We start from the raw sequence: 25405 nt of genomic DNA on the forward strand, positions 1-25405 counted from the left end.
TGCGTCACGCCTTCCGCGCCCTTGTCAGGAGGCGAGCTCGAGGACGTTCCGGGCGCGTTGCAGGGCCACAGCCGAGGAGTAGATCAGGGAAGCGTCAGCCGCCAGGGCGACTCGCAGGTCCAAGGCCTTGGTGAACGACTCTGCCGCCGCGACGTGATTGCCCGCCACAAAATAGGCGCGCCCCAGATACTGATGGACCACCGGTTCCTCGGCGGTTCCGTGGACTTCGCCCAGTAGCCGGCGGAAGAGTTCCACGGCCCGGTCGAAACGGTTGGTGGCGCGGTGCAGTTCGGCTTCGAAGATCCGCAACTTGAACGACTCGGGATCGCTGTAGCGCGCCTCCGCCAACAATTCGGCGGCCTCGCCCGGGTGGCCTTCGAGCATGAGCGCCATGACGCGGTCAGCGGGGTCGCTGGACTCAGCCAATGCCGACTGCATGACTTCCTCGTTGACGATGGCCGGCAGGAGCGTGTCCGGGTTGGTCCGCACTCCGGGAAAACCGCCCGTGGGCCAGTCACTGATACTGCTGAAAGTCTCGGTGGTCATGATGCGATTTCCTGGTAGGCAGCGAAGAGCAACGAAGTGTCCGGAACGTCGAGGATTCCGGGTTTGGCCACGCCGTCGAGCACCACGAAGCGCAGGAGGTCTCCGCGGGACTTCTTGTCGCGGCGCATGCCGTCGAGCAAGCCCTGCCAGCGGTCCCGGCGGTAGGTGACCGGCAAGCCGAGTCCCTCCAGGATGGTGCGGTGCCTGTCGGCGTCGACGTCGGAAAGCCGGCCGACGCTGCGGGCGAGTTCGGCGGCGAACATCATACCGACTGAAACCGCTGCGCCGTGGCGCCATGAGTAGCGTTCCACGAGTTCGATCGCGTGGCCGAGCGTGTGCCCGTAGTTGAGGATTTCACGCAGGCCGGATTCCTTGAGGTCTTCGGAAACCACCTTCGCCTTGACCGCGATCGCCCGTTCGATAAGTTCACGGAGCACCGCCGAGCCTGGGTCGGTGACTTCCTCCGGTTTGTTTTCGACGAGTTCCAGGATGGCGGGATCGGCAATGAAGCCGCACTTGATGACCTCTGCCATTCCGGAGATCAACTCGTTCCTGGGCAGCGTCTGGAGCGTGTCCAGGTCCGCAAGGACAGCTGCGGGCGGATGGAAGGAACCCACCAGGTTCTTGCCTTCAGCCGTGTTGATGCCGGTCTTGCCGCCAACCGACGCGTCCACCATGCCGAGGAGGCTCGTGGGCATGTGGATGACCTTGACGCCGCGCAGCCAGGTGGCGGCGACGAATCCGGCGAGGTCGGTGACCGCGCCGCCGCCGACCGCCACGATCGCGTCGGACCGGGTGAAGTCGTTCTGGCCCAGCACTTGCCAGCAGAAGGCGGCAACCTGGATGTGCTTGCCTTCTTCGGCGTCGGGGATCTCAGCGGTGAGGGCGGTGAACCCGGCAGCCTCGAGCTCGGCGCGGACCGTATCGCCCGTGAGGCGCAAGGCACGCGGGTGGATCACGAGGACCCGCCTGACGCGCTCACCCAGCTTCGCGGGAAGGGTCTCCAAGAGGCCGCGCCCGACGACGACGTCGTAGTTCTCGTTGGCGGACTGGCCAGTGACCTTGATGACAGTTGCTTCGTTGCTCACTTTTGCACTTCCTCTTTCAAGGCCGCGTATTCACGCAGTCTTTCCTCCACGTGGAGGGCGATTTCCGCCACGGTTCCGGACCGGACGTCGACGGTGATGTCTGCAAGGCGTTCATAGACAGGACGCCGGGCGGCGAAAAGGGCATCCCAGCGGGCCATGGCGTCGCCGGCCAGCAGTGGCCGGCCTGTATTGCGGGCAATGCGCTCGGCGACTGTCTCCGCGTCGCACTCGAGGTAGATCACGGTGCAGCCGCCCAGCAGTTGTTGCGTGCCGGAATCGAGCACTGCGCCGCCACCCAGCGAAACCACCGCGCCGTCGATGTTCGCAGCTTCAACGGCACGTGCCACCGTCCTGGCCTCGATTTCCCGGAAAGCATGTTCTCCGCGGCCGGCGAAAATATCCGCGATCGTCCCGTGGTGCTCGACGATGACGGAGTCCGTGTCCACGAAGGGCACGCCCAATTGTTGGGCGAGCTGCTGGCCGATGACCGACTTGCCGACGGCCATCGGCCCCACCAAAGCGATCGCGCGCCCGTAAGCGGCGCCCGAACTACAGCGGGCCACTAGTGGCCAACCGAGTCCAGGGTTGCCGGGATGCTGTCCAGGTAACCCCGAAGGTTCCGGGCGGTCTCGGCGACCGAATCACCGCCGAACTTCTCGGCGACGGCCTCGGCCAGCACAAGGGCGACCATGGCTTCGGCAACGACACCCGCCGCCGGAACGGCACAAACGTCGGAGCGCTGGTGGTGGGCCTTGGCGGCCTCGCCCGTGCTGACGTCGATGGTCTTCAACGCACGCGGGACGGTGGCGATGGGTTTCATGGCGGCGCGCACACGCAGGACCTCGCCGATGCTCATGCCGCCCTCGATGCCACCGGCACGATTGGTCTTGCGGACGATCCGGCCGGTCTCGTCCTTGACGATTTCATCATGGGCCGCGGAGCCACGGCGGGCCGCTGTCAGGAAGCCATCGCCGACTTCGACGCCCTTGATCGCCTGGATGCCCATCAGGGCAGCAGCCAGGCGGGAGTCGAGGCGACGGTCCCAGTGCACGTAGCTTCCGAGTCCCGGCGGAAGACCGTAGGCCAGGACTTCGACGACACCGCCAAGGGTCTCGCCTTCCTTGTGGGCCGCGTCAACCTCGGCCACCATGGCGTCGGAGGTCTCCCGATCGAAGCAACGCAAAGGATCGGCATCGAGGGCCAGGACGTCGGACGGCACGGGCAGCGGGCGACCCTCGGGCACGGTCACGCTCGCGATGGAAACGGTGTGGCTGACCAGCTCGATGCCAAGCTGCTTCAGGAATTGCGACGCCACGGTACCCAGGGCAACACGGGTGGCGGTTTCCCGGGCGCTGGCGCGTTCCAGGACAGGCCGGGCCTCGGGGAATCCGTACTTCTGCATGCCCGTGAAATCCGCATGGCCGGGACGCGGGCGTGTCAACGGCGCATTGCGTGCCTGGTCCGCGAGAAGCGCGGGGTCCACGGGGTCGGCAGACATGATCTGCTCCCATTTGGGCCATTCGGTGTTGCCGATCTGGATCGCGACGGGGCCGCCCTGCGTCACGCCGTGCCTGACGCCGCCCAGGATGCTCACTTCGTCCTGCTCGAACTTCATCCGGGCGCCGCGGCCATAGCCGAGCCGGCGACGCGCCAAGGCGTCACGTATTTCCTCGCTGGTGAGTTCCACACCGGCGGGGACGCCTTCAACAATTCCGAGCAGTGCCGGGCCATGGGATTCACCGGCAGTCAACCAACGCAACATATATCCAATCCTGCCATGTAAGGCCCTTACTAGACCCGCCGGGGAAGCCCGACTGAGTCACACATCACATCTATGACATCGGCGGTGACGTCGGCTCCTGAAAACAAGCGGATTTGCTCCACGGCTTGATAGAGCAACATCTCCAGCCCCGGAACCACCACTCCACCCCGGGAATGCCACGCTTCGGCGATGCGGCTGGGCCAAGGATCGTAGGCGACATCGAGCAGCACACCCCAGGCACCGCCGGGAAGCCTGCCATCGCCGGGAAGCTTGCCGCCGTCGGGAAGCTGTTCGAGCTGCGCGGCAATCCCGTCTGCCGCCCGGGGCGGCAACGTGGAGATCACCAGGTCGGATCCCGCCATGCCTTCGGCAGCCTCGGCCAGGGGCCGGAGGTTAATGGAAAGCCCGACGGCGGCCGCCGCGGTTTTCGCCTCGGCGGCCCGTCCGGCGTCGCGCACGAAGACGTCAACGTGTTTCGAACCGAGCTCCCGGAGTGCCGCAATGGCCGCCGCGGATGTCCCGCCGCCGCCAAGGATCGCGGAGTCCGGCTGCTGCGCGACTCCCGCGTTCCTGACGGCGTCAACGATCCCGGCCACATCCGTGTTGTGACCGATCCGCCGCACGCCCCGAGCGGTAGCTTCAAACGCGACCGTGTTGATCACGCCCAATTGCGCACCCGCCCCGCGGACTTCGTCGACTTCGTCCACCATGGCCGTCTTGAGGGGCATCGTGACGGACAAGCCGCACCAGTCGTCCCCGGCCTGGAGGCCCGCCATGAAGGCCGGGAGCCGCTCAACGGTGACGTCGATCGCCGAGTATTCGATGTCGAGCCCAAGCTTCGCGTAGGCCGCGCGGTGGAGCGCCGGTGACTTCGAGTGACTGATGGGGTGCCCCAGGACGGCGGCACGTCTACTCACACGCACCGTCCGGCGTTGGCCGCACACCACGCGTTGTATTGGTCAACGTACTTGAGGTGTTCCGCCAAAGTGCTGGAGAACTTGGTTTCCTTGGTGTCCAGGTTGATGGTCACCCAGTAAAGGTAGTTGTTGGCTGTCGGCTTGGCGGCGGCATCGATCGCCGTCTTGCCGGGTGAACCAATGGGGCCCACCGGAAGGCCTACGTTGGCGTAGGTGTTGTAGGGGTTGCTCTTGTCGGCCTTCTGGGCATCGGTCAGGTGGAAGGTCTTGGTACCCAGGCCATAGGTAACCGTGGCGTCCGACTGGATGAGGCCGTTCGTCTCGGTGTTGCCCGGCTTGAGCCTGTTGTAGATGGCCCCCGCCACGTTGCCGTAGTCGGCTTGGCCGCCTTCAGCCTGCACGATGCTGGCCACCGTGATGGTCTGGTATTGCTTGACGGGATCCGTGACGCCCTGGGCCTTGAGCTCATCGGTTGTCGACGTGACGAGCTTCTGGAGGATGTCCTTGGCGGAGGTTCCCAGGGGGAAGCGGTACTCCCCCGGTGCCAGGAAGCCTTCCAGGTTCTTTGCCGGGGCCGGGACGCCAAACTGGCCCGGCGAGTCGCTCAGCGCCTTCAAGTCGGACAACGGTATGCCCGAGCCCTTGGAGATCGCATCAAGCGATTCACCGATCCGCAATCCCGCACTGAGCGCGAAATACATGACCTTGGAAGTGTCCTTGCCGATGAGCACGTTCACCGCATCGGAGTTCTTCATTTCCGTCCGGAAGGTGAAATCACCGGGTGAGAGTTCACCCCCGGCAGCAGTGAAGGCCGCCACGAAGGAATCGGCGTCGGCAATGACGTGCTGGCTCTGAAGGTTGGTCGCGACCAGTTTGGGGCCGGAACCGGGCGCCACCGTGATGGTCACCGAGCCGGTACCCGGGCCAGGGTAGTCGCTGACCTTGTCCATCCCGAGCAATGGCTTCAGGAACTGCGCGCCAACGGCAACCGCCGCGACGAAAACCGTAAGGGTGAGCAGGAGCGCAACGAGGCGACGGCGCCTGCGGACCTTCTTCGAGCGGGCCTTCGACACAGGAGTCGCAGCTGCCATCAGGTCATGGGCAGGGTGCTCATCATGGGCTTCGTAGGCCAACTCGGGATCGTGGTGCTCAAAACCCTCTTCATGGGCAGGCAGCTCGTGGAACTCGTCAGCGTGCGCGACGTCGTAGCCGGAAGCGGCGTCGTGCTCCACGGCGTCGGGGTGCACCATGTCGTAGTGGGCATCGTCGAACGGCTGCGCTGAATCCTCGTGCTGCAGTGTGTCCTCATTCTGCAGAGGGTCCTCATGCTGCACTGAATCGACGTGCGGCAGGAAGGCTTCATCCGAAGCGTCGTGCTGCTGCGGGTCCTCTTCCGCTTGAACCGGTTCGCCGTGCAGCGCCGTGCCGTCCGAAGCAGCGGCTTCGTTGAGAACACCGTGGTCGCGGAGGTCAGCGGCATGGATGGTCGCTTCAGGTGCCGCCGACCCGTAGTCCGGGACATATGCAGGCTGCGGCTTCGGAACGTCGGCAGGCTCAAAGTGGACGGGCACGGGTGGTGGCAGAACCTCCTGGTTCTGCGTCTCCAGGAAGCGTTCCCTGGCACGGATTTCACGACGAGTCAGAGGCCGGGTACGGTCTTCTGCTGCGTCGTTGGAGGGGTCGTTGTTGACCGGGCTCACAGTTGTCTTCCCCTCGTTGGAGAGTGTGGATCAATGCCGGAGGCTGGAAGCGGCGCACTGGCACCGTCAATGTGTTGGGGTGGCATCGGCGCCTGCACGCGCCTGCCCACATCCGCACCTCTGGCTTTTTGCATGTCGATCGCGTGCTGCAGAATTCCGGCAGCGGCAACCTGATCCACCACTTTACGATGATCTTTGCTGCTCATGCCAGCTTCATGGAGATTGCGGTGGGCCGTCACGGTGCTGAGCCGCTCGTCCACCATGTTGACCGGAACGTTGAGCCCGCGGCGCTGCAAGTGGGCCGCGAGCAACTCCGCGTAGTCGCTGGCCATGACCGCGGACGCGTGTTCCTCGCCCTTCATGGTGCGCGGCAACCCGACGAAGACCTGGACGACGCCGAGCTCCGCGACCTGCCGGACAATGACCCCGATATCGGAATTCTTCTTGGCGTCCCGGCTCACCGTCTTGAACGGCGTCGCCAGGATTCCGTCCGGGTCGCAGATGGCAACTCCCACACGGACGGTGCCGACGTCTACCCCCAGTTTGATGCCCCGGGGGTAGTCGTCGTTGCGCGCAATGGCCTCCAAGATCAGCGCTTGGCGATCGCGTCCACAACGGCCGCAAGGGCCGGTGCGATCTTCGCGGCGTCGGTTCCGCCGCCTTGGGCGACATCGTCCTTGCCACCGCCGCCGCCACCGAGGATCCCCGCGGCCACGCGGACCAGGGCACCTGCCTTGACGCCGGCTTCACGCGCGGCCTCGTTGGTGGCCACGATGATGACGGGACGGTCGTTGCTGACACCGGCCACGGCAACCGTGGAGGCGTCGGAGCCGAGCCGGTTCCGCAGGTCCATGGCGAGGCTGCGGAGGTCGTCCGCTCCCCCGACCTGGCCGGCGTCGTGAGCCACTACCCGGACGCCTGCGGCATCCTGGGCCGTGGCGACGAGGTTCCCGGCGGCTGCCGTCAGCTGCTCCTTGCGAAGGCGGTCGAGTTCCTTTTCCGTTGCCTTGAGCTTGGCCAAGGTGCTGGAGATGCGGTCGGCCAACTGGCCCGACGGGACCTTGAGCATCTCCGTGAGCTCGGTGACCAGCGCGCGCTCGGCTGCGAGGTGCCGGAAGGCGTCCAGGCCGACGAAGGCTTCCACGCGGCGGTTTCCCGAACCGACGGACTGTTCGCCGAGCAGCGACAGGCTGCCGATGAGGGAGGTGTTGGCCACATGGGTGCCACCGCAGAGTTCACGGGACCACGCGCCGTCGATCTCCACAACGCGTACTTCGCTGCCGTAGTTCTCGCCGAAGAGGGCCATGGCGCCGAGGGCTTTCGCTTCAGCGAGGCCCATGATCTTGGTGTCCACCCGGAAGTTGTTGCGGATCGCGATGTTCGAGACCTCTTCGATCTCGGACCGGGTGGCGGCGCTCAGCCCCTCGCCCCAGGCGAAGTCGAAGCGCAGGTAACCGGCCTTGTTGAAGGAACCACGCTGGGTGGCCTCCGGGCCGAGGATCTGGTGCAGGGCGGCGTGCACGATGTGCGTGCCCGTGTGGGCCTGCTCTGCGGCGTGGCGGCGTTCGCGGTCGACGGCGGCGCGCACCAACGCGTCCGAGGCGATCTCGCCTTCGCGGACGATCGCCTTGTGGACGCTCAGGCCCTTCACGGGGCGCTGGACGTCGAGGACCTCGACGACGAAACCGTCACCGGTGATGAGGCCCTTGTCGGCCGACTGGCCGCCGGCTTCTGCGTAAAACGGCGTCTCGTTCAACACGAGCTCGATTTCGTCGCCCGTCGAAGCGTGGGCAACGCGCCGTCCGGAGCTGACGATGCCGCGGACCCGGGCTTCGCCTTCCAGCTCGGTGTATCCGGTGAAGACGGTCTCGCCCTCGGCCAGGAGCTCCTGGAAGGCTGAGACGTCGGCGTGTCCGCCCTTCTTGGACTTGGCATCTGCCTGGGCGCGCTGGCGCTGTTCGAGCATGAGGCTGCGGAATTCGGCTTCGTCAACCTTCAAGCCGGCTTCCTCGGCCATTTCGAGGGTGAGGTCGATCGGGAACCCGTAGGTGTCATGCAGCGCGAAGGCATCCTCGCCCGACAGGGGCTTTCCGGCAGCCTTGGAGAGCACCACGGCTTCCTCGAGGCGTGCGGTGCCGGAGGCGATGGTGCGCAGGAAGGCCTTTTCTTCGGCATAGGCGATGCGGCTGATGCGATCGAAGTCGGTCTCCACCACGGGGTAGACGCCCTTCATGGCGTCGCGGGAAGCCGGCAACAGTTGCGGGAGGCAAGCCTCTTCGACGCCGAGGAGGCGCATTGCACGGACGGCACGGCGGATCAACCGGCGCAGGACGTAGCCGCGGCCCTCGTTGGACGGAGAAACGCCGTCGGAGATCAGCATGAGCGCCGAACGGATGTGGTCGCCAACAACGCGCATGCGGACATCGTCCGTGTGGTGCGGGTCGTCGGGGGACTCGGCGGAGGTGTACTCCTTGCCGGACAGGGCCGCGGCCTTGTCGATGACGGGACGGACCTGGTCCGTTTCGTACATGTTTTCGACACCCTGCAGGATCATCGCGAGGCGCTCCATGCCGAGGCCGGTGTCGATGTTCTTCTTGGGCAGCTCGCCAACGATGTCGAAGTCCACCTTCGAGCGGACGTTCTCGATCTGGTACTGCATGAACACGAGGTTCCAGATTTCGACATAGCGGTTTTCATCCGCGATGGGACCGCCTTCGGCGCCATAGGCCGGGCCGCGGTCGTAATAGATTTCCGAGCACGGGCCGGCCGGACCAGGCTGTCCGGTGGACCAGTAGTTGTCCGCCTTCCCCATCCGCTGGATGCGCGAGGCGGGGATTCCCGTGTTCTTGAGCCACAGATCCTTGGCTTCGTCGTCTTCCTCGTAGACGGTCACCCACAGTCGCTCGACATCGAGCCCATAGCCGCCGTCGTCGACGCTCTTCGTGAGCAGTTCGAAGGCGAACTTGATGGCGTCTTCCTTGAAGTAGTCCCCGAAGGAGAAGTTTCCGCACATCTGGAAGAACGTCCCGTGGCGGGCGGTCTTTCCGACTTCCTCGATGTCGCCGGTGCGGATGCACTTCTGGACGCTCGTGGCGCGGTTGAAGGGCGGTTCCTCGCGCGCGGTCAGGTAAGGGATGAACGGAACCATGCCGGCCACCGTGAAGAGAAGGGAAGGGTCGCTGGATACGAGCGACGCTGAGGGAACGGCGGTATGGCCCTTGCTGACAAAAAAGTCCACCCAGCGTTTGGTGATCTCCTGCGACTTCATTAGCTGATTACTTACCCTTCTCAATTCACTGCACATGAGTTTGTGCGCGGTTTTGGCATGTGCCATCGCCGCAGCTTCTAATTCTGCCCTGTTGACGGCCGCTTGGGCGAACCGCGGTGCCTGGCGGCTGCTAACGGCTCCCTGCGTCGGCCTCCACGATGCCGAGTGCGGCACGGAGGTCGACTTCGCGTTCATTCATTCCGGCGCGCACGGCATCGGCGAAGTCGTAGACGCCGTCGGCCAGTCGCGCTACGGCTCGGTTCAGGCCATCGGGACCAATACTGGCCTGTGCTTGGGTGATCTTGCGGAAGGCGATGACTCCGATTGCCACGCCGATCCCCATCCAGACAATTCTTTTCACAGTTTTCCTGACGTACGAAGGTCGTGACTTACGAACGGACTCAGCGGCTGCGGCGGCCACTGCTCGGCTTGCGGCGGGCGGCAAAAGCCGAGCGCACTCCATAGCTGAAAGCTGCCACCTTGATGAGCGGCGAACCGACTGTTGCGGCCACCAGCGAGGACAAAGCAGAGATGTTGGCGGAGGCATCGGAAACGTTTGCGGTGATCCCGTCCACCCTTTTCAGCTGCTGGTTGGTGGTGGACACCGTTGCCGTGACCTCGTCCATCAGGGGCGTCGCTCCGTCGCTCAAGGAGCGGATGGAGGTGCGGACTTCATCGAAGACGCGCCCGAGTTTGAGGATCGGCACGGCCAACAGCACCACAAGGAGCGCGAAAACTCCGGCCGCGATCAGGCCTGCAATATCGCCACCAGTCATGGACACTCATCTCCTAGCATTTGTTGCGTTGCCATTGGCGCGCGCTGTGGTTCTGCACAGGCACCCTTGGCGTGGCTTCCCCAAGTACCTTACATACAAAGAAGCCCGCGGCGCGTGCCACGGGCTTCTTTGTATGTGCTTGCTGGAATTTAGCGAGCGTAGAATTCGACCACGAGCTGCTCTTCGCAGGTCACGGGGACCTCAGAGCGCTTCGGGCGACGAACCAGGCGTGCCTGCAGGGCGTCGATCTTGACGTCCAAGTAAGCCGGAACGACGTTCAGCACGTGTGCACCGGCAGCTGCAACCTGGAACGGAGCCATGACTTCGCTGCGGCTGTGAACGTGGATGAGCTGGCCTTCAGCAACGCGGAAGGACGGGCGGTCCACGCGGATGCCGTCAACGAGGATGTGGCGGTGCACAACCAGCTGGCGGGCCTGGGCGATGGTGCGGGCAAAGCCGGCACGCAGCACGAGGGCGTCGAGACGCATTTCGAGCAGTTCGATCAGGTTTTCACCGGTCAGGCCCTTGGTGCGACGTGCTTCTTCGAAGGCACGGGTCATCTGGGCTTCGCGGATGCCGTACTGGGCGCGCAGACGCTGCTTTTCGCGCAGACGTACGGCGTAGTCAGAGTCCTGCTTCTTGCGGGCGCGGCCATGCTCACCGGGGCCGTACGGACGGCGCTCCATGTACTTGGCGGCCTTGGGAGTCAGAGCGATGCCGAGTGCACGCGAAAGGCGTGCGGTACGGCGAGCACGAGTGTTGTTAGCCACTTGTGTCCTTCCAATATCTGCGGTGTGTCAGTGTTACTGGCCTCCATGAGGGAGAGCATCGGCCAACCGCTGCCTTTTGCTACGGGGCGCAGGGCACAGCACCAAAACCTGGGTTTTGCTGGATTGTGCGCCCGAGCCTTGCCAGACAAGCATCTAGCCTACCATGACGCCTACTTGCCGCGGATGATCCGGCGCAGCCGCTCGAGCCTGGGAGCAATATCCCGCTCCGCGCCGTTGGCCGTGGGTTCGTAGTAGTCCTTGCCGACGAGATCATCCGGCGCGTACTGCTGGGTGGCCACGCCGTGCGGGGCATCGTGGGCGTACTTGTAGCCCTGGCCGTGGCCCAGGCCCTTCGCCCCTTGGTAATGCGCATCCCGCAAGTGCGCCGGAATCCCGTTCCCCATCCCCGCACGCACATCGGCGATGGCCTTGTTGATGCCCATATAGGCGGCATTCGACTTGGGCGCCGTCGCCAGATGCACGACGGCTTCGGCAAGGATGATCCGCCCCTCGGGCATCCCGATCAATTGCACTGCCTGTGCTGCGGCGACGGCGGTCTGAAGCGCCGTCGGATCTGCCATGCCGATGTCCTCGGCAGCCGAAATGACGATCCGGCGGGCCACGAAGCGCGGATCCTCGCCGGCTTCGAGCATGCGGGCCAGGTAGTGGAGGGCCGCGTCGACGTCTGAACCGCGGATCGACTTGATGAACGCGCTGGCGACGTCGTAGTGCTGGTCGCCGGCACGGTCGTACCGGACCGCAGCCACATCCAGTGCCCGCTCCGTGTGGCGGAGTTCGACGACGACCGGCGCCTCCGGGGCGCCGTCGCCGGCGAGCCCGGGCTCTTCGGAAGCGTCGCCGCCGTCGGGCGTGTTCCGGTCTCCGTAGGCGACGCCGGCAGCTGCCTCAAGGGCGGTGAGCGCGCGGCGGGCATCTCCCCCGGACAAACGGACCAGGTGCTCAAGGGCTTCCGGAGTGAGCTCCACTCCGCCGGCCAAGCCGCGTGCATCGGCGACGGCCCGTTGCAGGAGCGCCTCGATGTCGCTGTCAGTGAGCGGTTTGAGGGTCAGCAGGAGCGACCGCGAGAGCAACGGGGAAACCACCGAGAACGACGGGTTTTCGGTGGTGGCCGCGACCAGGACCACCCATCGGTTCTCGACGCCGGGAAGCAATGCGTCCTGCTGGGCTTTGTTGAAGCGGTGGATCTCATCCAGGAAGAGCACGGTGGTGGTCCGGTAGAGATCCCGGGCAGTCAAAGCGTTTTCCATGACCAGTCGAACGTCCTTGACGCCCGCGGTGATGGCGGACAGCTCGACGAATTTCCGGCCCGGTCCGCGGGCGATGACGTGTGCCAAAGTTGTCTTACCCGTGCCCGGGGGTCCCCACAAGATGACCGAGCTCGGACCGGCAGGACCGGCTGCGTCGGCCCCGGCGGCGAGCTGACGCAAGGGGGAACCTTTGCCCAGCAAGTGCTGCTGGCCCACAACGTCGTCGAGCGTCCTGGGCCTCATACGGACAGCCAAGGGGCTGCGCGGCGACGACGGACGTCCTGTTCCGGAACTGTCCGAATCCGCCGCCTGGCTGCCGGCGTCGTCGTCGTTGTCCGCGCCGGCACCAAAGAGATCTTCCACATGGATAGGCTACTCATGATTCCAGCTAAGGAGACATCGACGTGGAGACCCGGCCATCCGGCCCCAACGAGAAGCAGCCGCCAGCGGCGGGACGCACCGCTTTCATCGCCGGTCCGCGCCTGACCGGCTGGGTGGAGCGCTTCGCCTCAAGCCACGGCGCCGTTGAGGAAGAACCCGACGACGGCGGCACGCTCCTGCGGGCGGCTGACGGCGCCACCGCGCTCTTGAAGGCCCCCTGGCCTGTCGACGGCAGGCCCGGCAAGGGAACCACCACGGTTGAGCGCCTGGCGTCGCTTGCTTCACAGGAACGGCGCCTCGGAATCATCCTGGTGCGCCGCGGCGGCTACGCGGTGGGAGTCGTGAGCGGCGGCAAAGTGTCCGCGTCCAAGTCGGGTTCCCGTTACGTGCAGTCCCGGTCGGCGGCAGGCGGATCCTCGCAGCAGCGCTTTGCCCGGCGGCGCGAGAACCAAGCCAATGCGCTAACGGAGGCCGTGGCCGGATATGCCGCGGGCGTGTTCGCCGGACACAGCATCGAATACTTGGTCCTGGGCGGAGACGCCGCGCTGTCCGCGGCAGTCCTGGAGGAAGCGGCGTTGAAAGAATACGCATCACGGACAAGGCTCGCGTTCCTGGCGGTCGCCGACCCCAACGCGACGGTGCTTCGCAAGGCTGCGGCGGATGCGTGCGCGGTGCGGATACAGGTCACTGATCCGTTGTAGTAGACCGCAATGCCACAAGCAGCCCAACAACGCAAGATCGTCCCGTGGACGACCCGGGCCCGGGCGACCGATTCGCGTCCCCTAGGCAGTCCTGACGGGAACCGGGTTGCGTGAATGATCGTGATCTTGGCGACACTGCCGTTGCCGTGTTGCTGCTCATCTTGACGCAGGAAGGGTCCTTGGATGGGCCCGTCTGGTCCGGTGCACCGAAGAACGAGCCACGAGGCTGGGGATCAGTACTTCTGTGGCAGCACGACGGAAGGCGTTGTAGAGGGGCTGACGTTGTAGGTCGACAGGGTCGAGGACATGACGGAGTTGAAGACCGGGGCCTGGGTGATCCCGTAGATGTCGCCCTGCGGGTGCTGGACGTTCACCAGCACTACGTATTGCGGATCTTCCATCGGCGCCATGCCGACCAAAGATGCTGTGTAGCCGCTCAACCCTGTGCCGTCCGGTTTTGCTGTCTCAGCCGTGCCGGTTTTGCCGCCCACCCGGTAGCCGGGAACTTTCACGTCCTGGACTTCGCCGGCGGTAACTACGCTCTCGAGCATGTCCTTGAGCGACTTATCAGTTTCCGGGGTAAGGACCTGCACTCCGGCATCCTGTGGAGTGGGTAAGGGATTGCCGTCGGTGCCGGTGGTTGATTCAATGAGCTGCGGCTTGAGTCTGACGCCCCGGTTCGCGATCGTTTGATAGACCATCGCTGTCTGCAAAGGGGTCTGGGCAACACCTTGCCCGAACAGAACCGTGTACTGTTGCCGGGCGTCCCATTTGTCGGGAGAGGCGAGTATGCCCGATGATTCCCCCGGGAGTGGTATTCCTGTTTTCTCCCCGATGCCGAACTTCCGCAGGTAGTCGTAGCGCTGCTGGGCCGTCAGGTCCTTGCCCACCATGACGGTGCCCGTATTCAGGGAATAGCCCAGGACGCCGGCGAAAGTCATATGCAGCGTCCCGTGTCCAAAGGAGTCATCAAAGGGTTGACCGTCGATGGTGTAGCTCGGGGGAATCTTCAATTGCGTCAGGGGCTGCACCTTGCCCTCCTGTAGCGCTGCGGCCGCGGTGACTGACTTCTCCGTCGAGCCTGGTTCCAGCGAGGCCGTCACTGACCGGACACCCCTGTCTTCGGGCTTGCTGGCCCCTGGATTGTTCGGGTCCATGGGCGAAGTGTCGGCCATCGCTCGGATCTTGCCCGTCTTGGCTTCCACGACGACGATGTTTCCCCATTCAGCGTGGAGCTGGGCCACGGAGTCCGAAATCGCCTTCTGCGCAAGATACTGAAGGTCACTGTTGATGGTCAGCTGGACGTTCTTGCCGTTGACCGGCTTTACCTGTTCGATGGGCGCCACGGGGATGAGAATCCCGTCTGCGCCGATTTCGAATTGGCGTTTGCCCGGGGTTCCGGTGAGCTGATCGTTCAGGGTCTGTTCGACACCGGCGGCGCCCTGCATCTGGTCGTTGACATAGCCCACGAGGTTACCTGCGACTTCGCCAAGCGGGTATTCACGCTTCTGAACGGCGTTGGAACTCACGCCGAGAAACCTCAGATCTGCCACCCGCTGCTCCACGTCGGGCGTGACAGATCGGGCTACGTAGGCGAATTTCCCCGTTCCGCCGAGGGCCTTCTTCACGACCGAAACATCCTGGCCTAGAATCTGGGCCAGCTCGGTGATTCCCTGATCACGGGTGACATGGCGGACTGACCTGTCCGGCAAAGGGATATCGAAGGTATCGAAGGCGGAGCTCTGGCTGGGGTCCGTCACGATGTCATAGGTCAGCACCGTACGGGCGAGAACCCTGCCGCGCTCATCGAGAATCTCCCCTCGCGTGAAGGGGATATCCTGCGAAACGGTACGCAGCTGCTGCGCCGCGGCGCTCAGGGCTGGCCCGTCTATGACCTGAACCCACACAAGCCTGCCGCCAATTAGGGCAAAAACGGCGAACCCGAGGATCAACCCAGCCCTTGAACGCCATGCACGCCTGGCAGAATCTCTTGCCTGAGCCATCGCTACAGACCCCCCTCCCCCGATATCAACCTGCCCATCCTACGCACGCCCCCACCGAATCCCGTGGAAGAATCACTGCCAACGTCAAGCCGGTTGCTCTTTTGAAAGAATCGCCTTAGCCCAGGCGTCGGAAATCTTCCCAACGTCGTGGAGAAACCAAATTGTCGGTGCCTCCTGCGATGCTGTTTGTATGGATCGAGGGACAGCGTGGAGTGCGGAGAGCAGGTCGGCCGTGGAGGCCGTTGCCGCATCCGTCGCCGTGCTCACTGCCTTCATCGGCGGCGGTGAGGACCGCTCCGATCCGCCCGGCCTCGACACCCTGCAAGACGTTGATTTCCCCCGAGACACCGATCCGCTCCGGGGTCTGGCGGATGCTTGCCTGGACGGCCTGGCCGAAGTGGCCCGGCTGGAAGCCCGGACCGCCGCCCTGAAGGCGAAACTCGCCACGGATTACCTCCAGGCGGCCAGTTCCCTGGCGCCGCCGGCGTCCTCGCCCCAGGAGTCCACCGCCCAGGAACTTGCCCTGATCGCCGAAATCGCCTGCGTCCTGACCGTCAGCGAACGAACCGCCGGGGCCCTTCTAGCCGATTCCCGGTCCCTGACCACGGGACTGCCGCGGACCCTGGCTGCCCTGCAGTCCGGAACCATTTCCTGGCAGCACGCCCGGATCATCGTCGACGAAACAAGCGGCCTTGGCCCAGCCGGGGCGGCAGCGCTCGAAGCGCACTTCCTGGACCCCGACGCTCCCAACCCCGCCCGGGGCTGCCCGGCCGGGGACCTCGTCCCGTCCCGGTTCCGAGCCAAAGCACGCACCTGGCGCGAACGCCACCACCCCGTCAGCATCGAAGAACGCCACGCCAAAAGCGCGGCGGACCGAAGGGTCGAATACCTCCCGGACCGCGACGGCATGGCCTGGCTCTCCGCCTACCTCCCGGCAGTCACCGCAGCCGGGATCTGGGAACGGACCACCGCCGCGGCCCGCGCCCTCCAAGGCCCCGACGAGACCCGAACCCTCGCCCAGCTTCGCGCCGACATCACCGCCACCTGGCTCCTCACCAACACCAGCGGCGGCGTGCCCGACGACGGCGTCGGAGCTGGCGGGGCGGGCCCGGGCGGTGCTGTGCCCGACGGCGGCCTGCCGGGCGGCGGTGTGCCCGACGGCGGACGCGTGGAACCCGGGCTGGCGGGACGCGTTCCGTCCCCGCGGGCGCAGGTGCTGGTCACCGTCCCGGTCCTGTCCCTGCTGGGCGCCACGGAGGAACCGGCCATGCTGGACGGGTACGGGCCGATCCCGCCGTCCATGGCCCGGGCCCTGGTCGCCGACGGCGCCGACGCTTTTCACCGCGTCCTGACCGACCCCCGCGACGGCGCTCCGCTGGAAATCGGACGCAGCAGCTACCGCCTCACCAAGGCCATGCGCCAGTGGCTGCGGCTCCGCGACGGCAAATGCCCTTTCCCTGGCTGCAACAACCACTCCCTGGACAACGACGCGGACCATCTCCTGGCCTGGGCCGATGGAGGCGCCACCGGCATCACCAACCTGGGTCAGCCATGCCCCAAACACCACCGCCTCAAACACCGGACCGGATGGACGCCCACCCCGGCCAGCAAAGACAGTCCACCCGGCTGGACCTCACCATCCAAACGGCACTACCCCGCCGAACACCAGGACTGGGAACCACCCCACTGGCCACCCCACATCCCCACCACCGACACGCAACCGGACACGCCCGAACCGGAAATACTGCCCCAGGATCCGTTCCCGGACTGGCACCTGTTCGTGGATGCGCATCCATGGCCAGACGCGGACCACATGGACGATCGGGGCGAGCCAACCTTCCTGGACGACCTTTTCCTGGATGACCCCGTCCCGGAATGCGCCGTGTACCAAGGCACCTGATCGACAGCCGCCTGACCGACGAGAATCTGAATACCGTCGTAAACGGCCCGGCGCCGCTATGCCTCCTAGCAGCCCGACAACGCCCGCTGCGGCCGCGCTTGCCGGTAGAGATACCTGCCGCGCGCCGTGAATCCGGCACCCTCGTACAGAGCTTGGGCGGCGTTATTCGAGGCCATCACCAGCAGCCAGAACTCCGACACGCCTCGGTGACTGCCAGCCGTCAAAAGGGCGTCGAGCACCTGGCGTCCGAAGCCCCGCCGACGGTGTCCGGCTGCGGTTGCCATGCAGTAGATGCCTCCCCTGCCGTCCACCAAGGCAAGGCGTCCGACGGCGGCCGGGACGCCGTCGTCGTCCCTCACGAGAGCGTAGAGGGAAGGGCAGGACACCAGGATGCTCCGCGCAATCTCCAGCTCGGGACCTCCCCCGCGGCCATCGACCGACCACCACAGCCGGAGCCACTCTTCGGACGGTTCTTCGGAGAGCTCGACGTCGTTCGGCAGCCTATCGGGCAGGCCATCCTGACTTGAGGGAAGGGCCCCGCCCGGGCGCACCATGATGAGGGTCTCGGATTGCCGGGTGAATCGCTGCGCATCAAGCAGGTTGTTGAGGCCCCTGCTCCGCTCGTCGTCAAAGACCTGGACGATGAGCGGCAGGCGCCGGGAGCGATACCACTGCGTGGCGGCGCGTACCGCCGACGCGTCGTCGCGGGATTGTTCCCTGGGCCAGACCGAGTTGGCCCGCTGGGTGACGCCACCGGCCGCACGCATGACCCATCCCTCGGTGTCCTCACGATCAAGGGCCGGCCATGCCCGGTCCATCAGCGCCTCGATCAGTGAAAGGCTCATCTCCTGCGCCACGCGTCCTCCTCAAAATCAATCGCCGTCATGGTACGCCGGAGGCCCCCGCAATTGAACTGGTCGCCCGGAAGTTGGACTGGCTAAGTAAGAGCCTAGGCTGCGAGGGCCTGAGCACGGTATTGCACCGGGCTCAGGCCCTCTAGCTTTGTCGAGATTCTTTCGGTGTTGTACCAGCGGATGTACTCGTCCAGTGCTGTTTCCAGTGCGTCGGTGCTGATGAACCGGACACGGTGGAAAAGCTCTTCCTTGAGGTGGCCGAAGAAGTTCTCCATTACGGCGTTGTCGTAGCAGTTGCCTTTGCGGGACATCGACTGGGTTGCGCCGGCGCCCTCGAGGAGAGTCCGCCACGAGGTGTGCTGGTACTGGAAACCCTGGTCCGAGTGCACGAGCGGTTCTTGCCCGCGCTCGAGCGTTGCCAGCGCCTTACGGAGTGATGTGTTGGTGAGGTTCAGGTTCGGGGAGGGGCCGACCGCGTAAGAGATGATCTGCCGGTCGAAGAGGTCCATGACCGGTGAAAGATAGAGCTTCCGGTCGCCGACGCTGAACTCGGTCACATCCGTCACCCACTTCTCGTTCGGTGTTTTGGCGGCGAACTCGCGGTTCAGCACGTTGGGGGCAACCGTGCCCTGCCCGCCCCGGTAGGAGTAGTAGCGCTTCTTCCGCCTGACCTCGCAGACCAGCTTCAGGGAACGCATCAGCTTCAGCACGGTCTTCTTCGCGACCGCCCACCCCTGCTTGGCCAGCTCGGTGTGGATGCGCCGGTGCCCGTACCGGCCCTGATTCTTCTGGAAGATCTCCGCGACCGCGGCCTTCAGGGCTTCCTGCGGGTCACGGGCCTGAAGGCGCCCCTGGTGATAGAAGAATGTCGACCGGGCAAGCCCGGCCACCTGCAGCAGGACGGGCAGGGGAAAGCCGGCCTTGAGAGCGATGAGGGCCTGAACCTTCACCGTCGTTCCTGCGCCCTCAAGGCCCGCAATTTTCCCAGGTACGCCACTTCCGCCCGCAACCGTTCGTTCTCCCGCCGCAACCGCTCCAGTTCGGGCATCTCCGCGGACGGCGGGGCATCGGGTGCCGTGGGTCTGCGTTTAGGCTTCGGGCGCAATGCGTCGGCACCCTCGCGACGATACGCCCGTGCCCAGGTTTTCAGCAGCACCGGAGAGGACAAGCCCACCTCCGCCGCGAGGTCCGGGGCAGTCTCGCCCGCGATGAACCGTTCGACCAATGCGAGCTTGAATTCGAACGAGTACGCCTGTCTCGTCGGCTTGGCCACCAGCGCTCCTCGACCATGGATCTTCCACCGCCGATAGAGAAGCTTGACCGGTCCGCGAGACACGCCCAGAAACCTCGCCGCCGCACTATCCGCGATGCCTTTCTCAAACCACGCTACAGCGGCCTCGCGCTGATCCTCCGATAACGAACTACGTGCATGCATAAAACTGCTCCCCGGGAGTCGGAACTGAATTTCTCAGTCCAACTTCCGGGGACCAGTTCAAATGCGGGGGCCTCCGGGCTACTTCTGCGGTGTCGTGCTACTCCGGCTTGGCTGCGGGCGCTGCCTGAGCCTTGGCTTCAGGCTTGAAGTCGACTCCGGCTTCCTTGCGCTGCTGCGCCGTGATGGGCGCGGGAGCAGCGGTCAGGGGGTCGTAGCCGCCGCCCGACTTCGGGAACGCGATGACGTCGCGGATCGAGTCGACGCCGGCCAGCAGGGCCACCACGCGGTCCCAGCCGAAGGCCATGCCGCCGTGCGGAGGCGCGCCGTACTTGAAGCCCTCCAGCAGGAAGCCGAACTTGGTCTGCGCGTCTTCCTTGTCCAGGCCCATGAGCTCGAAAACGCGCTCCTGCACGTCGCTCTCGTGGATACGGATGGACCCGCCGCCGATTTCGTTGCCGTTGCAGACGATGTCGTAGGCGTAGGAAAGGGCCGATTCAGGGTCCTTGTCGAAGGAGTCCAGGAACTCGGGCTTCGGGGAGGTGAAGGCGTGGTGCAGGGCCGTCCACTGTCCGCCACCGACTGCGACGTCACCGGAGGCGACGGCTGCGGCTGCAGGCTCGAACATCGGGGCGTCAACGATCCAGACGAAAGCCCAGTCCTTGGGATCGATCAGGCCGGTGCGGTGGCCGATCTCGACGCGGGCAGCGCCCAGCAGTGCGCGGGACGGGGACTTCTCGCCGGCGGCGAAGAAGATGCAGTCGCCGGGCTTGGCGCCCACAGCGTCGGCCAGGCCGGCCCGCTCGGTGTCCGTGAGGTTCTTGGCAACGGGACCCGTGAGCTCGCCGTCTTCCTTGAACAACACGTACGCGAGGCCCTTGGCGCCGCGCTGCTTGGCCCATTCCTGCCAGGCGTCCAGCGCGCGGCGGGCCTGCGAGGCACCGCCCGGCATGACGACGGCGCCAACGTAGGGTGCCTTGAAGACTCCGAAGTTCGTGTCCTTGAAGAACTCGGTCAACTCGGTGAGCTCGAGGCCGAAGCGCAGGTCCGGCTTGTCGGAGCCGTACTTGGCCATGGCCTCGTGGTACGTCATGCGGTGGATCGGCGTCGGGATTTCGACGTCGATCAGCTGCCACAGTGCCTTGACGATTCGTTCGCCGAGCTCGATGATGTCGTCTTGGTCGACGAAGCTGGCCTCGATGTCGAGCTGCGTGAATTCCGGCTGGCGGTCCGCACGGAAGTCCTCGTCGCGGTAGCAACGGGCGATCTGGTAGTACTTCTCGAAACCGCCAACCTGGAGCAGCTGCTTGAAAAGCTGCGGCGACTGCGGAAGCGCATACCAGGAACCCGGTGCCAGTCGCGCCGGAACGACGAAGTCGCGGGCGCCTTCCGGCGTCGAACGCGTCAGCGTCGGAGTTTCGATCTCCACGTAACCCTGCTGGTGGAGCAGTTCGCGTGCCACGCGGTTCGCTTCGGAGCGCAGCCGCAGGTTGTGCGCGGGGCCGGGGCGGCGCAGGTCGAGGTAGCGGTGCTTGAGCCGCGCTTCTTCGCCGACCTCCACGTGCTCGTCGATCTGGAACGGGAGGGGATCCGAAGTGTTGAGAATCACCACCTTGTCGGCGATGACCTCGATCTCACCCGTGGCGAGGGCCGGGTTCTCGTTGCCCTCGGGACGCTTGCTCACGGTGCCCACGATCTGCAGCACGTATTCATTGCGCAGGCCGTGGAAGACCTCTTCCTCGCGGACAACCACCTGGGCGACACCGGACGCATCACGCAGATCGACGAAGGCCACGCCACCGTGATCTCGGCGGCGGCCTACCCAGCCTGCCAGGGTGACGGTCTGTCCAATGTGCTCGGAACGCAAGGATCCGAGGTCATGTGTGCGCAGCACAGCATTCCTTTCAACATGATTTTCAGGACCATGACAAAACGATCCCGTTCGAGTTTACCCGTATGGATGATGCAAGGCCCCACCGGGCCAGGCCGGTTCCCGGCGACGTTGGCCGGGCTGCCGCCCTTGAGGCGCCGGTTCGTGCCTAGCGCGTGGTGATGCGGACGTGGAGATCCTCGGGCGACGGCTCCCAGCTGGCTGGATCCGCGTCGACCTGCTCACCGGTGCGGATGTCCTTCACTTGGTGCTTGCCGTCGTCGTCGGTGAACCAGACGAAGGGAATGCCGCGTCGATCGGCGAACTTGATCTGCTTGCCGAATTTCTCTGCCTTCGCCGCAACTTCGGTTGCGATCCCCCGCCCGCGCAGCTGCGCCGCGACGTCCTGGGCCGCAGACCAGCTGTCGTCGTTGCTAAGGGCCACGAGCACGGCCGTGGGCACCGAGCGCGACGCCGTCGCGAATTCCTGGCTGAGGATGCGGGACACGAGGCGGGTCACCCCGATCGAGAGGCCGACGCCGGGGAACTTGCGGTTGCCCTTGCTGGCGAGGGCGTCGTAGCGGCCTCCGGAGCAAATGGAACCGAGCTGCTCGTGACCCACCAGGACGGTTTCGACGACGGTGCCGGTGTAGTAGTCGAGGCCCCGGGCGATGCTGAGGTCGGCAACAACCTTCCCGGGGGCGCGCTGCACGGCGGCTTCGATGACTTGTTCCAGTTCACTGAGGCCCTCTTCAAGAAGCTCGTCCGAGACGCCGAGCGCCCGGACCTGGGCCACGAAGGACGTGTCCTCGGTGCGGATGCCGGCAAGCTTCAGCGCGAGTGCCGCCTGCTCATCCGTGGCGCCAAGCTCATTCCTGAGCAATTCGGCAACTTTCGCTTCGCCGATCTTCTCAAGCTTGTCGATGCTGCGAAGGACGCCGGCAGTGTCCATGAGGCCGATGCCGCGGTAGAAGCCCTCCGCCAGCTTGCGGTTGTTGATGCGCAAGCGGAAGTCAGGGATGGGGAGGGCGCTCAGGGCTTCCGCAATCACGAGGGCAATCTCGACGTCGTAGCGGAACGGCAACTCGCCGTCGCCCACCACGTCGATGTCCGCCTGCGTGAACTCGCGGGCGCGGCCTTCCTGGGGACGTTCTCCACGCCATACCTTCTGGATCTGGTAGCGGCGGAACGGGAAGGCAAGGTAGCCGGCGTTTTCGACGACGTAGCGGGCAAACGGCACCGTGAGGTCGAAGTGGAGGGCCAGGGCATTGGGATCTGCCTTGTCGGACTTTCCGCCCTCGCCGGCGGCGTCTTCGTCTTCCTGCAGGCGGCTGAGGCCGTACACCTCTTTGTCGATCTCGCCCTTGCGGAGGAGCTGGCCCACTGTTTCCACGGCGCGGGTCTCGATGGAAGAGAAGCCATGGAGTTCGAACGTCTTGCGCAACGTGTCCAGCACGTGCAGTTCCACCAACCGCTCCTGGGGAAGCCACTCGGGGAATCCGGACAGGGAGGCGGTACGAGCCATGGTGGAATTTTCTCCTCAACGATTGCGCGGGCCGGACCGCCGCCACGAACCGAGGCCGATTCGGCTTAGCTTGGGCGGGCGTCCAGCCAGTCATGCATAAACTATGTGCGGCAGCCAGTTTATGCTTTCGGCGCCTGCACATCTAATGCGGGCACCACGGTTTGGCTTGCTTGCGATGGAAGCTTGTCCAGACAACCAGGAGGACCTTTGTCTACAAGGCCGCGGGACAACCGTGAAGCCAAACGGCGCATCAGGCAGATGGAAGCCAAGCGCGAGCTTCGGCGTGCACAAGGCAAGCGTCGCCGCAGGGACAACGTCCTCGCCGTCGGTGTGGGCGCCGTCGCCCTGATTGCCGCCGTCGTGCTCCAACTCACGGTGTTCAATTCGAACCCGAGCGAGTCGGAGTTCGCCGCGGCGCAGGCCGGACTGAGTTCGCCGTCGGCCTCAGCCTCTGCGAGCCCATCCGCTTCCGCCGCAGCGACGGGCTCGAACAGCGCCGGCATTCCCAAACCGGACACCGCTGCAGGGAAGACTTTCACGGGCCAGCTCAGCCTCAACGGAGGCGCGGTCGGCGTCGAACTGGATGGTACGACGGCTCCCCAGGCCGCGGCCGTGTTCAAATCCCTGACTGATGCGAGCTACTACAGCGGACTCAAGTGCCCGCGACTGACCACCGCTGACAACTTCGCGGTGCTGCAGTGCGGAGCCAAGGGCACGGACACCACCGATGACCCCAACTTCCACTGGGGACCGCTGGAGAACACCCCGGCCAACAACACCTACCCGGCCGGAACCATCGCCGTCGCCAGGACCGGCAACAACGCCTACGGCAACGGGCACCAGTTCTTCATCGTGTACAAGGACACGGTCATTCCCCCGGATTCTGCCGGCGGGTACACGGTGGTGGGCAAGGTGACGAGCGGCATGGATGTCGTGACGAAGATTGCCCAAGCAGGTATTAATCCGGGCAGCAGCGCCACCGACGGCGCCCCTGTGGCACCTGTCACGATAGACTCGTTTTCTCTGAAGTAACCAGCCCGGGCCACGGTCCACGGCGCATTACCTTAGTAATCCCTCCAAGCGAAAGACTTTTAGCGGTGACAGACAGTCAGAAATCCGACGAAACTGCAGTAGTGGCCAACGAAGAAGAGACCCAGGCACCGACGGCCGGGGAAACCGGCGTCGAATCAGCTGCCCCGGCAGACGACGCGGCCGAGTCCGCCCCCAAGCCTGCTTCTCCGGCACCACGCCCTGCCCCCTCGCATGCGCCTTCTCCCGCGGCATTTGCTGCCCGCCCGAAAGCCTCACCCAGCGTGATTCCGGCCGCGCCGGCCGCCCAACCTACGGCTGTGTCCCTCGCGGAAGCCGCCAAGTGGGGGCGAGCCGAGGGTGACGGCCACGTCTTCCTGACCATCGACGGCGAAGAGCAGCCGGTGGGACAGTACCCGGGAGTGAGCACCGACGAGGCGCTGGGATACTTCGCCCGGAAGTACGACGACGTCGTGGCGCAGATCGTTCTGATGGAACACCGCGTGGAGTCCAAGGCCCCCGCCACGGACATGCAGAAGACGGTCGAGCACCTGCGCGAGCAGCTTGCCGAGCGGAACATGGTGGGCGACATCCGCGCTGCGGAAGCCCGTCTCGACGCCCTGGCTGAACAGATTTCCGAATTGGAGAAGTCGGAGAAGGCCGCACACGACGCCGCCCGCTCCGCGGAGCTCGCGGCACGCGAGGCGATCGTTGCCGAGGCCGAATCCATCGCGTCCCAGGATCCGTCCCAGGTGCAGTGGAAGACGTCCAGCGCCCGCATGAACGAACTCTTCGAGAGCTGGAAGACGTCCCAGAAGAACGGCATCCGGCTTGGCCGAAGCAACGAGGACGCCCTCTGGAAGCGGTTCCGCTCGGCGCGTACCGTCTTCGACCGCCACCGCCGCGCCTACTTCTCCCAGTTGGACAGCACCAACTCGGCCGCGAAGGTTGCCAAGGAACAGCTGATCGTCGAGGCAGAAGCCCTCTCCAGCTCCACGGACTGGGGTTTCGCGGCCGGTGAATACCGCCGCCTCATGGATCAGTGGAAGGCGACGCCTCGAGCGAGCCGCAAGGACGACGACGCCCTCTGGCTGCGCTTCCGCGCAGCCCAGGACGTCTTCTTCAGCAACCGCCAGGCCGCCAACGACGAGATCGACCAGCAATACACGGCCAACCTTTCCGTCAAGGAAGAGCTCATCGTCGAGGCCCAGGCCCTGCTGCCGATCACGGACCTCAACGCTGCCAAGAAGGCCTTGCAGTCCATCCGTGACCGTTGGGAAGAAGCCGGTAAGGTCCCCCGCGCCGACATGGGCAGGATCGAAGCCGGCCTGCGCAAGGTCGAGGACGCCGTCCGCGACGCCGAAGAGGACAAATGGCGCCGGAGCAATCCGGAGACCAAGGCCCGCACCAACAGTGCCTTGTCTCAGCTTGAGGCAGCCATCGCCGGCCTCAAAGAAGACCTGGAAAAGGCTGAAAAGGCCGGAGACCAGCGCCGCATCAAGAACGCCCGCGAGGCCCTTGAGGCCCGCGAGGCTTGGCTCGACCAGATCCAGCGCTCAGCGAGCGACCTCGCCTAGTAGTACGGCTTGAATCAACAGGCCCCGTCCCGGTTATC

The 25405-nt window shown here is 65.2% G+C and carries 22 protein-coding genes; 4 read left to right on the plus strand and 18 right to left on the minus strand.

What is annotated here, in order from left to right:
• Positions 1–24: 24 nt before the first annotated feature.
• The 12 genes from ACSBOX_RS10125 to ACSBOX_RS10180 all read right to left on the minus strand — a co-directional run bounded on the left by ACSBOX_RS10125 (position 25) and on the right by ACSBOX_RS10180 (position 12458).
• Positions 25–546, minus strand: coding sequence for a tetratricopeptide repeat protein (locus ACSBOX_RS10125; RefSeq protein WP_442545862.1), 522 nt, complete (start codon positions 544–546; stop codon positions 25–27).
• A complete protein-coding gene (gene aroB / locus ACSBOX_RS10130; protein ID WP_078108992.1) occupies positions 543–1634 on the minus strand; it encodes a 3-dehydroquinate synthase in 1092 nt (363 codons plus the stop codon). Before aroB ends, ACSBOX_RS10125 begins: the two co-directional genes overlap by 4 nt.
• Positions 1631–2140: a shikimate kinase gene (locus ACSBOX_RS10135; RefSeq protein WP_078108991.1), complete on the minus strand. Its 510-nt coding sequence runs from the start codon at positions 2138–2140 to the stop codon at positions 1631–1633. The genes aroB and ACSBOX_RS10135 overlap by 4 nt, the downstream gene beginning before the upstream one ends.
• Positions 2141–2196: 56 nt before the next feature.
• Positions 2197–3396, minus strand: coding sequence for a chorismate synthase (gene aroC, locus ACSBOX_RS10140; RefSeq protein ID WP_078108990.1), 1200 nt, complete (start codon positions 3394–3396; stop codon positions 2197–2199).
• A 29-nt stretch (positions 3397–3425) separates the two neighbouring features.
• Positions 3426–4313, minus strand: a complete 888-nt coding sequence (locus ACSBOX_RS10145) for a shikimate dehydrogenase (RefSeq protein ID WP_442545863.1) — start codon at positions 4311–4313, stop codon at positions 3426–3428.
• Positions 4310–6013, minus strand: a complete 1704-nt coding sequence (gene mltG, locus ACSBOX_RS10150) for an endolytic transglycosylase MltG (RefSeq protein WP_442545864.1) — start codon at positions 6011–6013, stop codon at positions 4310–4312. Before mltG ends, ACSBOX_RS10145 begins: the two co-directional genes overlap by 4 nt.
• Positions 6010–6600 (minus strand): Holliday junction resolvase RuvX, encoded by a 591-nt coding sequence (gene ruvX / locus ACSBOX_RS10155; RefSeq protein ID WP_442545865.1) that lies wholly within the window; start codon positions 6598–6600, stop codon positions 6010–6012. The genes mltG and ruvX overlap by 4 nt, the downstream gene beginning before the upstream one ends.
• Positions 6601–6602: 2 nt before the next feature.
• Positions 6603–9281 (minus strand): alanine--tRNA ligase, encoded by a 2679-nt coding sequence (gene alaS / locus ACSBOX_RS10160; RefSeq protein ID WP_442545866.1) that lies wholly within the window; start codon positions 9279–9281, stop codon positions 6603–6605.
• Positions 9282–9411: 130 nt separating this feature from the next.
• Entirely contained in the window at positions 9412–9624 is a 213-nt protein-coding gene (locus ACSBOX_RS10165; protein ID WP_442546011.1) for a hypothetical protein, read from the minus strand.
• A gap of 58 nt (positions 9625–9682) precedes the next feature.
• Positions 9683–10057, minus strand: a complete 375-nt coding sequence (locus ACSBOX_RS10170; RefSeq protein ID WP_442545867.1) for a DUF948 domain-containing protein — start codon at positions 10055–10057, stop codon at positions 9683–9685.
• A 149-nt stretch (positions 10058–10206) separates the two neighbouring features.
• Positions 10207–10827 carry a 30S ribosomal protein S4 gene (rpsD, locus tag ACSBOX_RS10175; RefSeq protein ID WP_028267147.1) on the minus strand — a complete coding sequence of 207 codons (621 nt, stop codon included), beginning with the start codon at positions 10825–10827 and terminating at the stop codon, positions 10207–10209.
• A 170-nt stretch (positions 10828–10997) separates the two neighbouring features.
• Positions 10998–12458, minus strand: coding sequence for a replication-associated recombination protein A (locus ACSBOX_RS10180; protein WP_442545868.1), 1461 nt, complete (start codon positions 12456–12458; stop codon positions 10998–11000).
• Between the two features lie 41 nt (positions 12459–12499).
• On the opposite strand from ACSBOX_RS10180, the gene ACSBOX_RS10185 reads away from it, so the two are divergent.
• Positions 12500–13177: an acVLRF1 family peptidyl-tRNA hydrolase gene (locus ACSBOX_RS10185; RefSeq protein ID WP_442545869.1), complete on the plus strand. Its 678-nt coding sequence runs from the start codon at positions 12500–12502 to the stop codon at positions 13175–13177.
• A 233-nt stretch (positions 13178–13410) separates the two neighbouring features.
• Here the strand turns inward: ACSBOX_RS10185 and ACSBOX_RS10190 are convergent, their stop codons facing one another.
• Entirely contained in the window at positions 13411–15084 is a 1674-nt protein-coding gene (locus ACSBOX_RS10190) for a peptidoglycan D,D-transpeptidase FtsI family protein (RefSeq protein ID WP_442545870.1), read from the minus strand.
• Positions 15085–15370: 286 nt separating this feature from the next.
• Here ACSBOX_RS10190 and ACSBOX_RS10195 point away from each other — a divergent pair, with 286 nt between their 5' ends.
• The gene (locus ACSBOX_RS10195) at positions 15371–17080 is read left to right on the plus strand and encodes a DUF222 domain-containing protein (protein WP_442545871.1); all 1710 of its coding nucleotides are present in this window, start codon (positions 15371–15373) and stop codon (positions 17078–17080) included.
• 65 nt (positions 17081–17145) lie between these two features.
• On the opposite strand, the gene ACSBOX_RS10200 is transcribed toward ACSBOX_RS10195, so the two are convergent.
• From ACSBOX_RS10200 to hisS, 5 genes are all read right to left on the minus strand, one after another.
• Positions 17146–17925, minus strand: a complete 780-nt coding sequence (locus ACSBOX_RS10200) for a GNAT family N-acetyltransferase (RefSeq protein WP_442546012.1) — start codon at positions 17923–17925, stop codon at positions 17146–17148.
• 104 nt (positions 17926–18029) lie between these two features.
• On the minus strand, positions 18030–18884 hold the full coding sequence (locus ACSBOX_RS10205) for an IS3 family transposase (protein ID WP_442545872.1): 855 nt from the start codon (positions 18882–18884) through the stop codon (positions 18030–18032).
• Positions 18881–19369: a helix-turn-helix domain-containing protein gene (locus ACSBOX_RS10210; RefSeq protein WP_442545873.1), complete on the minus strand. Its 489-nt coding sequence runs from the start codon at positions 19367–19369 to the stop codon at positions 18881–18883. Before ACSBOX_RS10210 ends, ACSBOX_RS10205 begins: the two co-directional genes overlap by 4 nt.
• Before the next feature lie 97 nt (positions 19370–19466).
• Positions 19467–21260, minus strand: a complete 1794-nt coding sequence (aspS, locus tag ACSBOX_RS10215; RefSeq protein ID WP_442545874.1) for an aspartate--tRNA ligase — start codon at positions 21258–21260, stop codon at positions 19467–19469.
• A 145-nt stretch (positions 21261–21405) separates the two neighbouring features.
• Positions 21406–22761 carry a histidine--tRNA ligase gene (gene hisS, locus ACSBOX_RS10220; RefSeq protein ID WP_442545875.1) on the minus strand — a complete coding sequence of 452 codons (1356 nt, stop codon included), beginning with the start codon at positions 22759–22761 and terminating at the stop codon, positions 21406–21408.
• 258 nt (positions 22762–23019) lie between these two features.
• Between hisS and ACSBOX_RS10225 the strand changes: the two genes are divergently transcribed.
• Both ACSBOX_RS10225 and ACSBOX_RS10230 read left to right on the plus strand, forming a co-directional pair.
• Positions 23020–23793 carry a peptidylprolyl isomerase gene (locus ACSBOX_RS10225; RefSeq protein WP_442546013.1) on the plus strand — a complete coding sequence of 258 codons (774 nt, stop codon included), beginning with the start codon at positions 23020–23022 and terminating at the stop codon, positions 23791–23793.
• Positions 23794–23858: 65 nt separating this feature from the next.
• Entirely contained in the window at positions 23859–25367 is a 1509-nt protein-coding gene (locus ACSBOX_RS10230) for a DUF349 domain-containing protein (protein WP_442545876.1), read from the plus strand.
• Positions 25368–25405: the final 38 nt, after the last annotated feature.

It is taken from the genome of Arthrobacter sp. KN11-1C, assembly GCF_052180225.1.
In the GTDB taxonomy this organism is placed as follows: Bacteria; Actinomycetota; Actinomycetes; order Actinomycetales; family Micrococcaceae; genus Arthrobacter.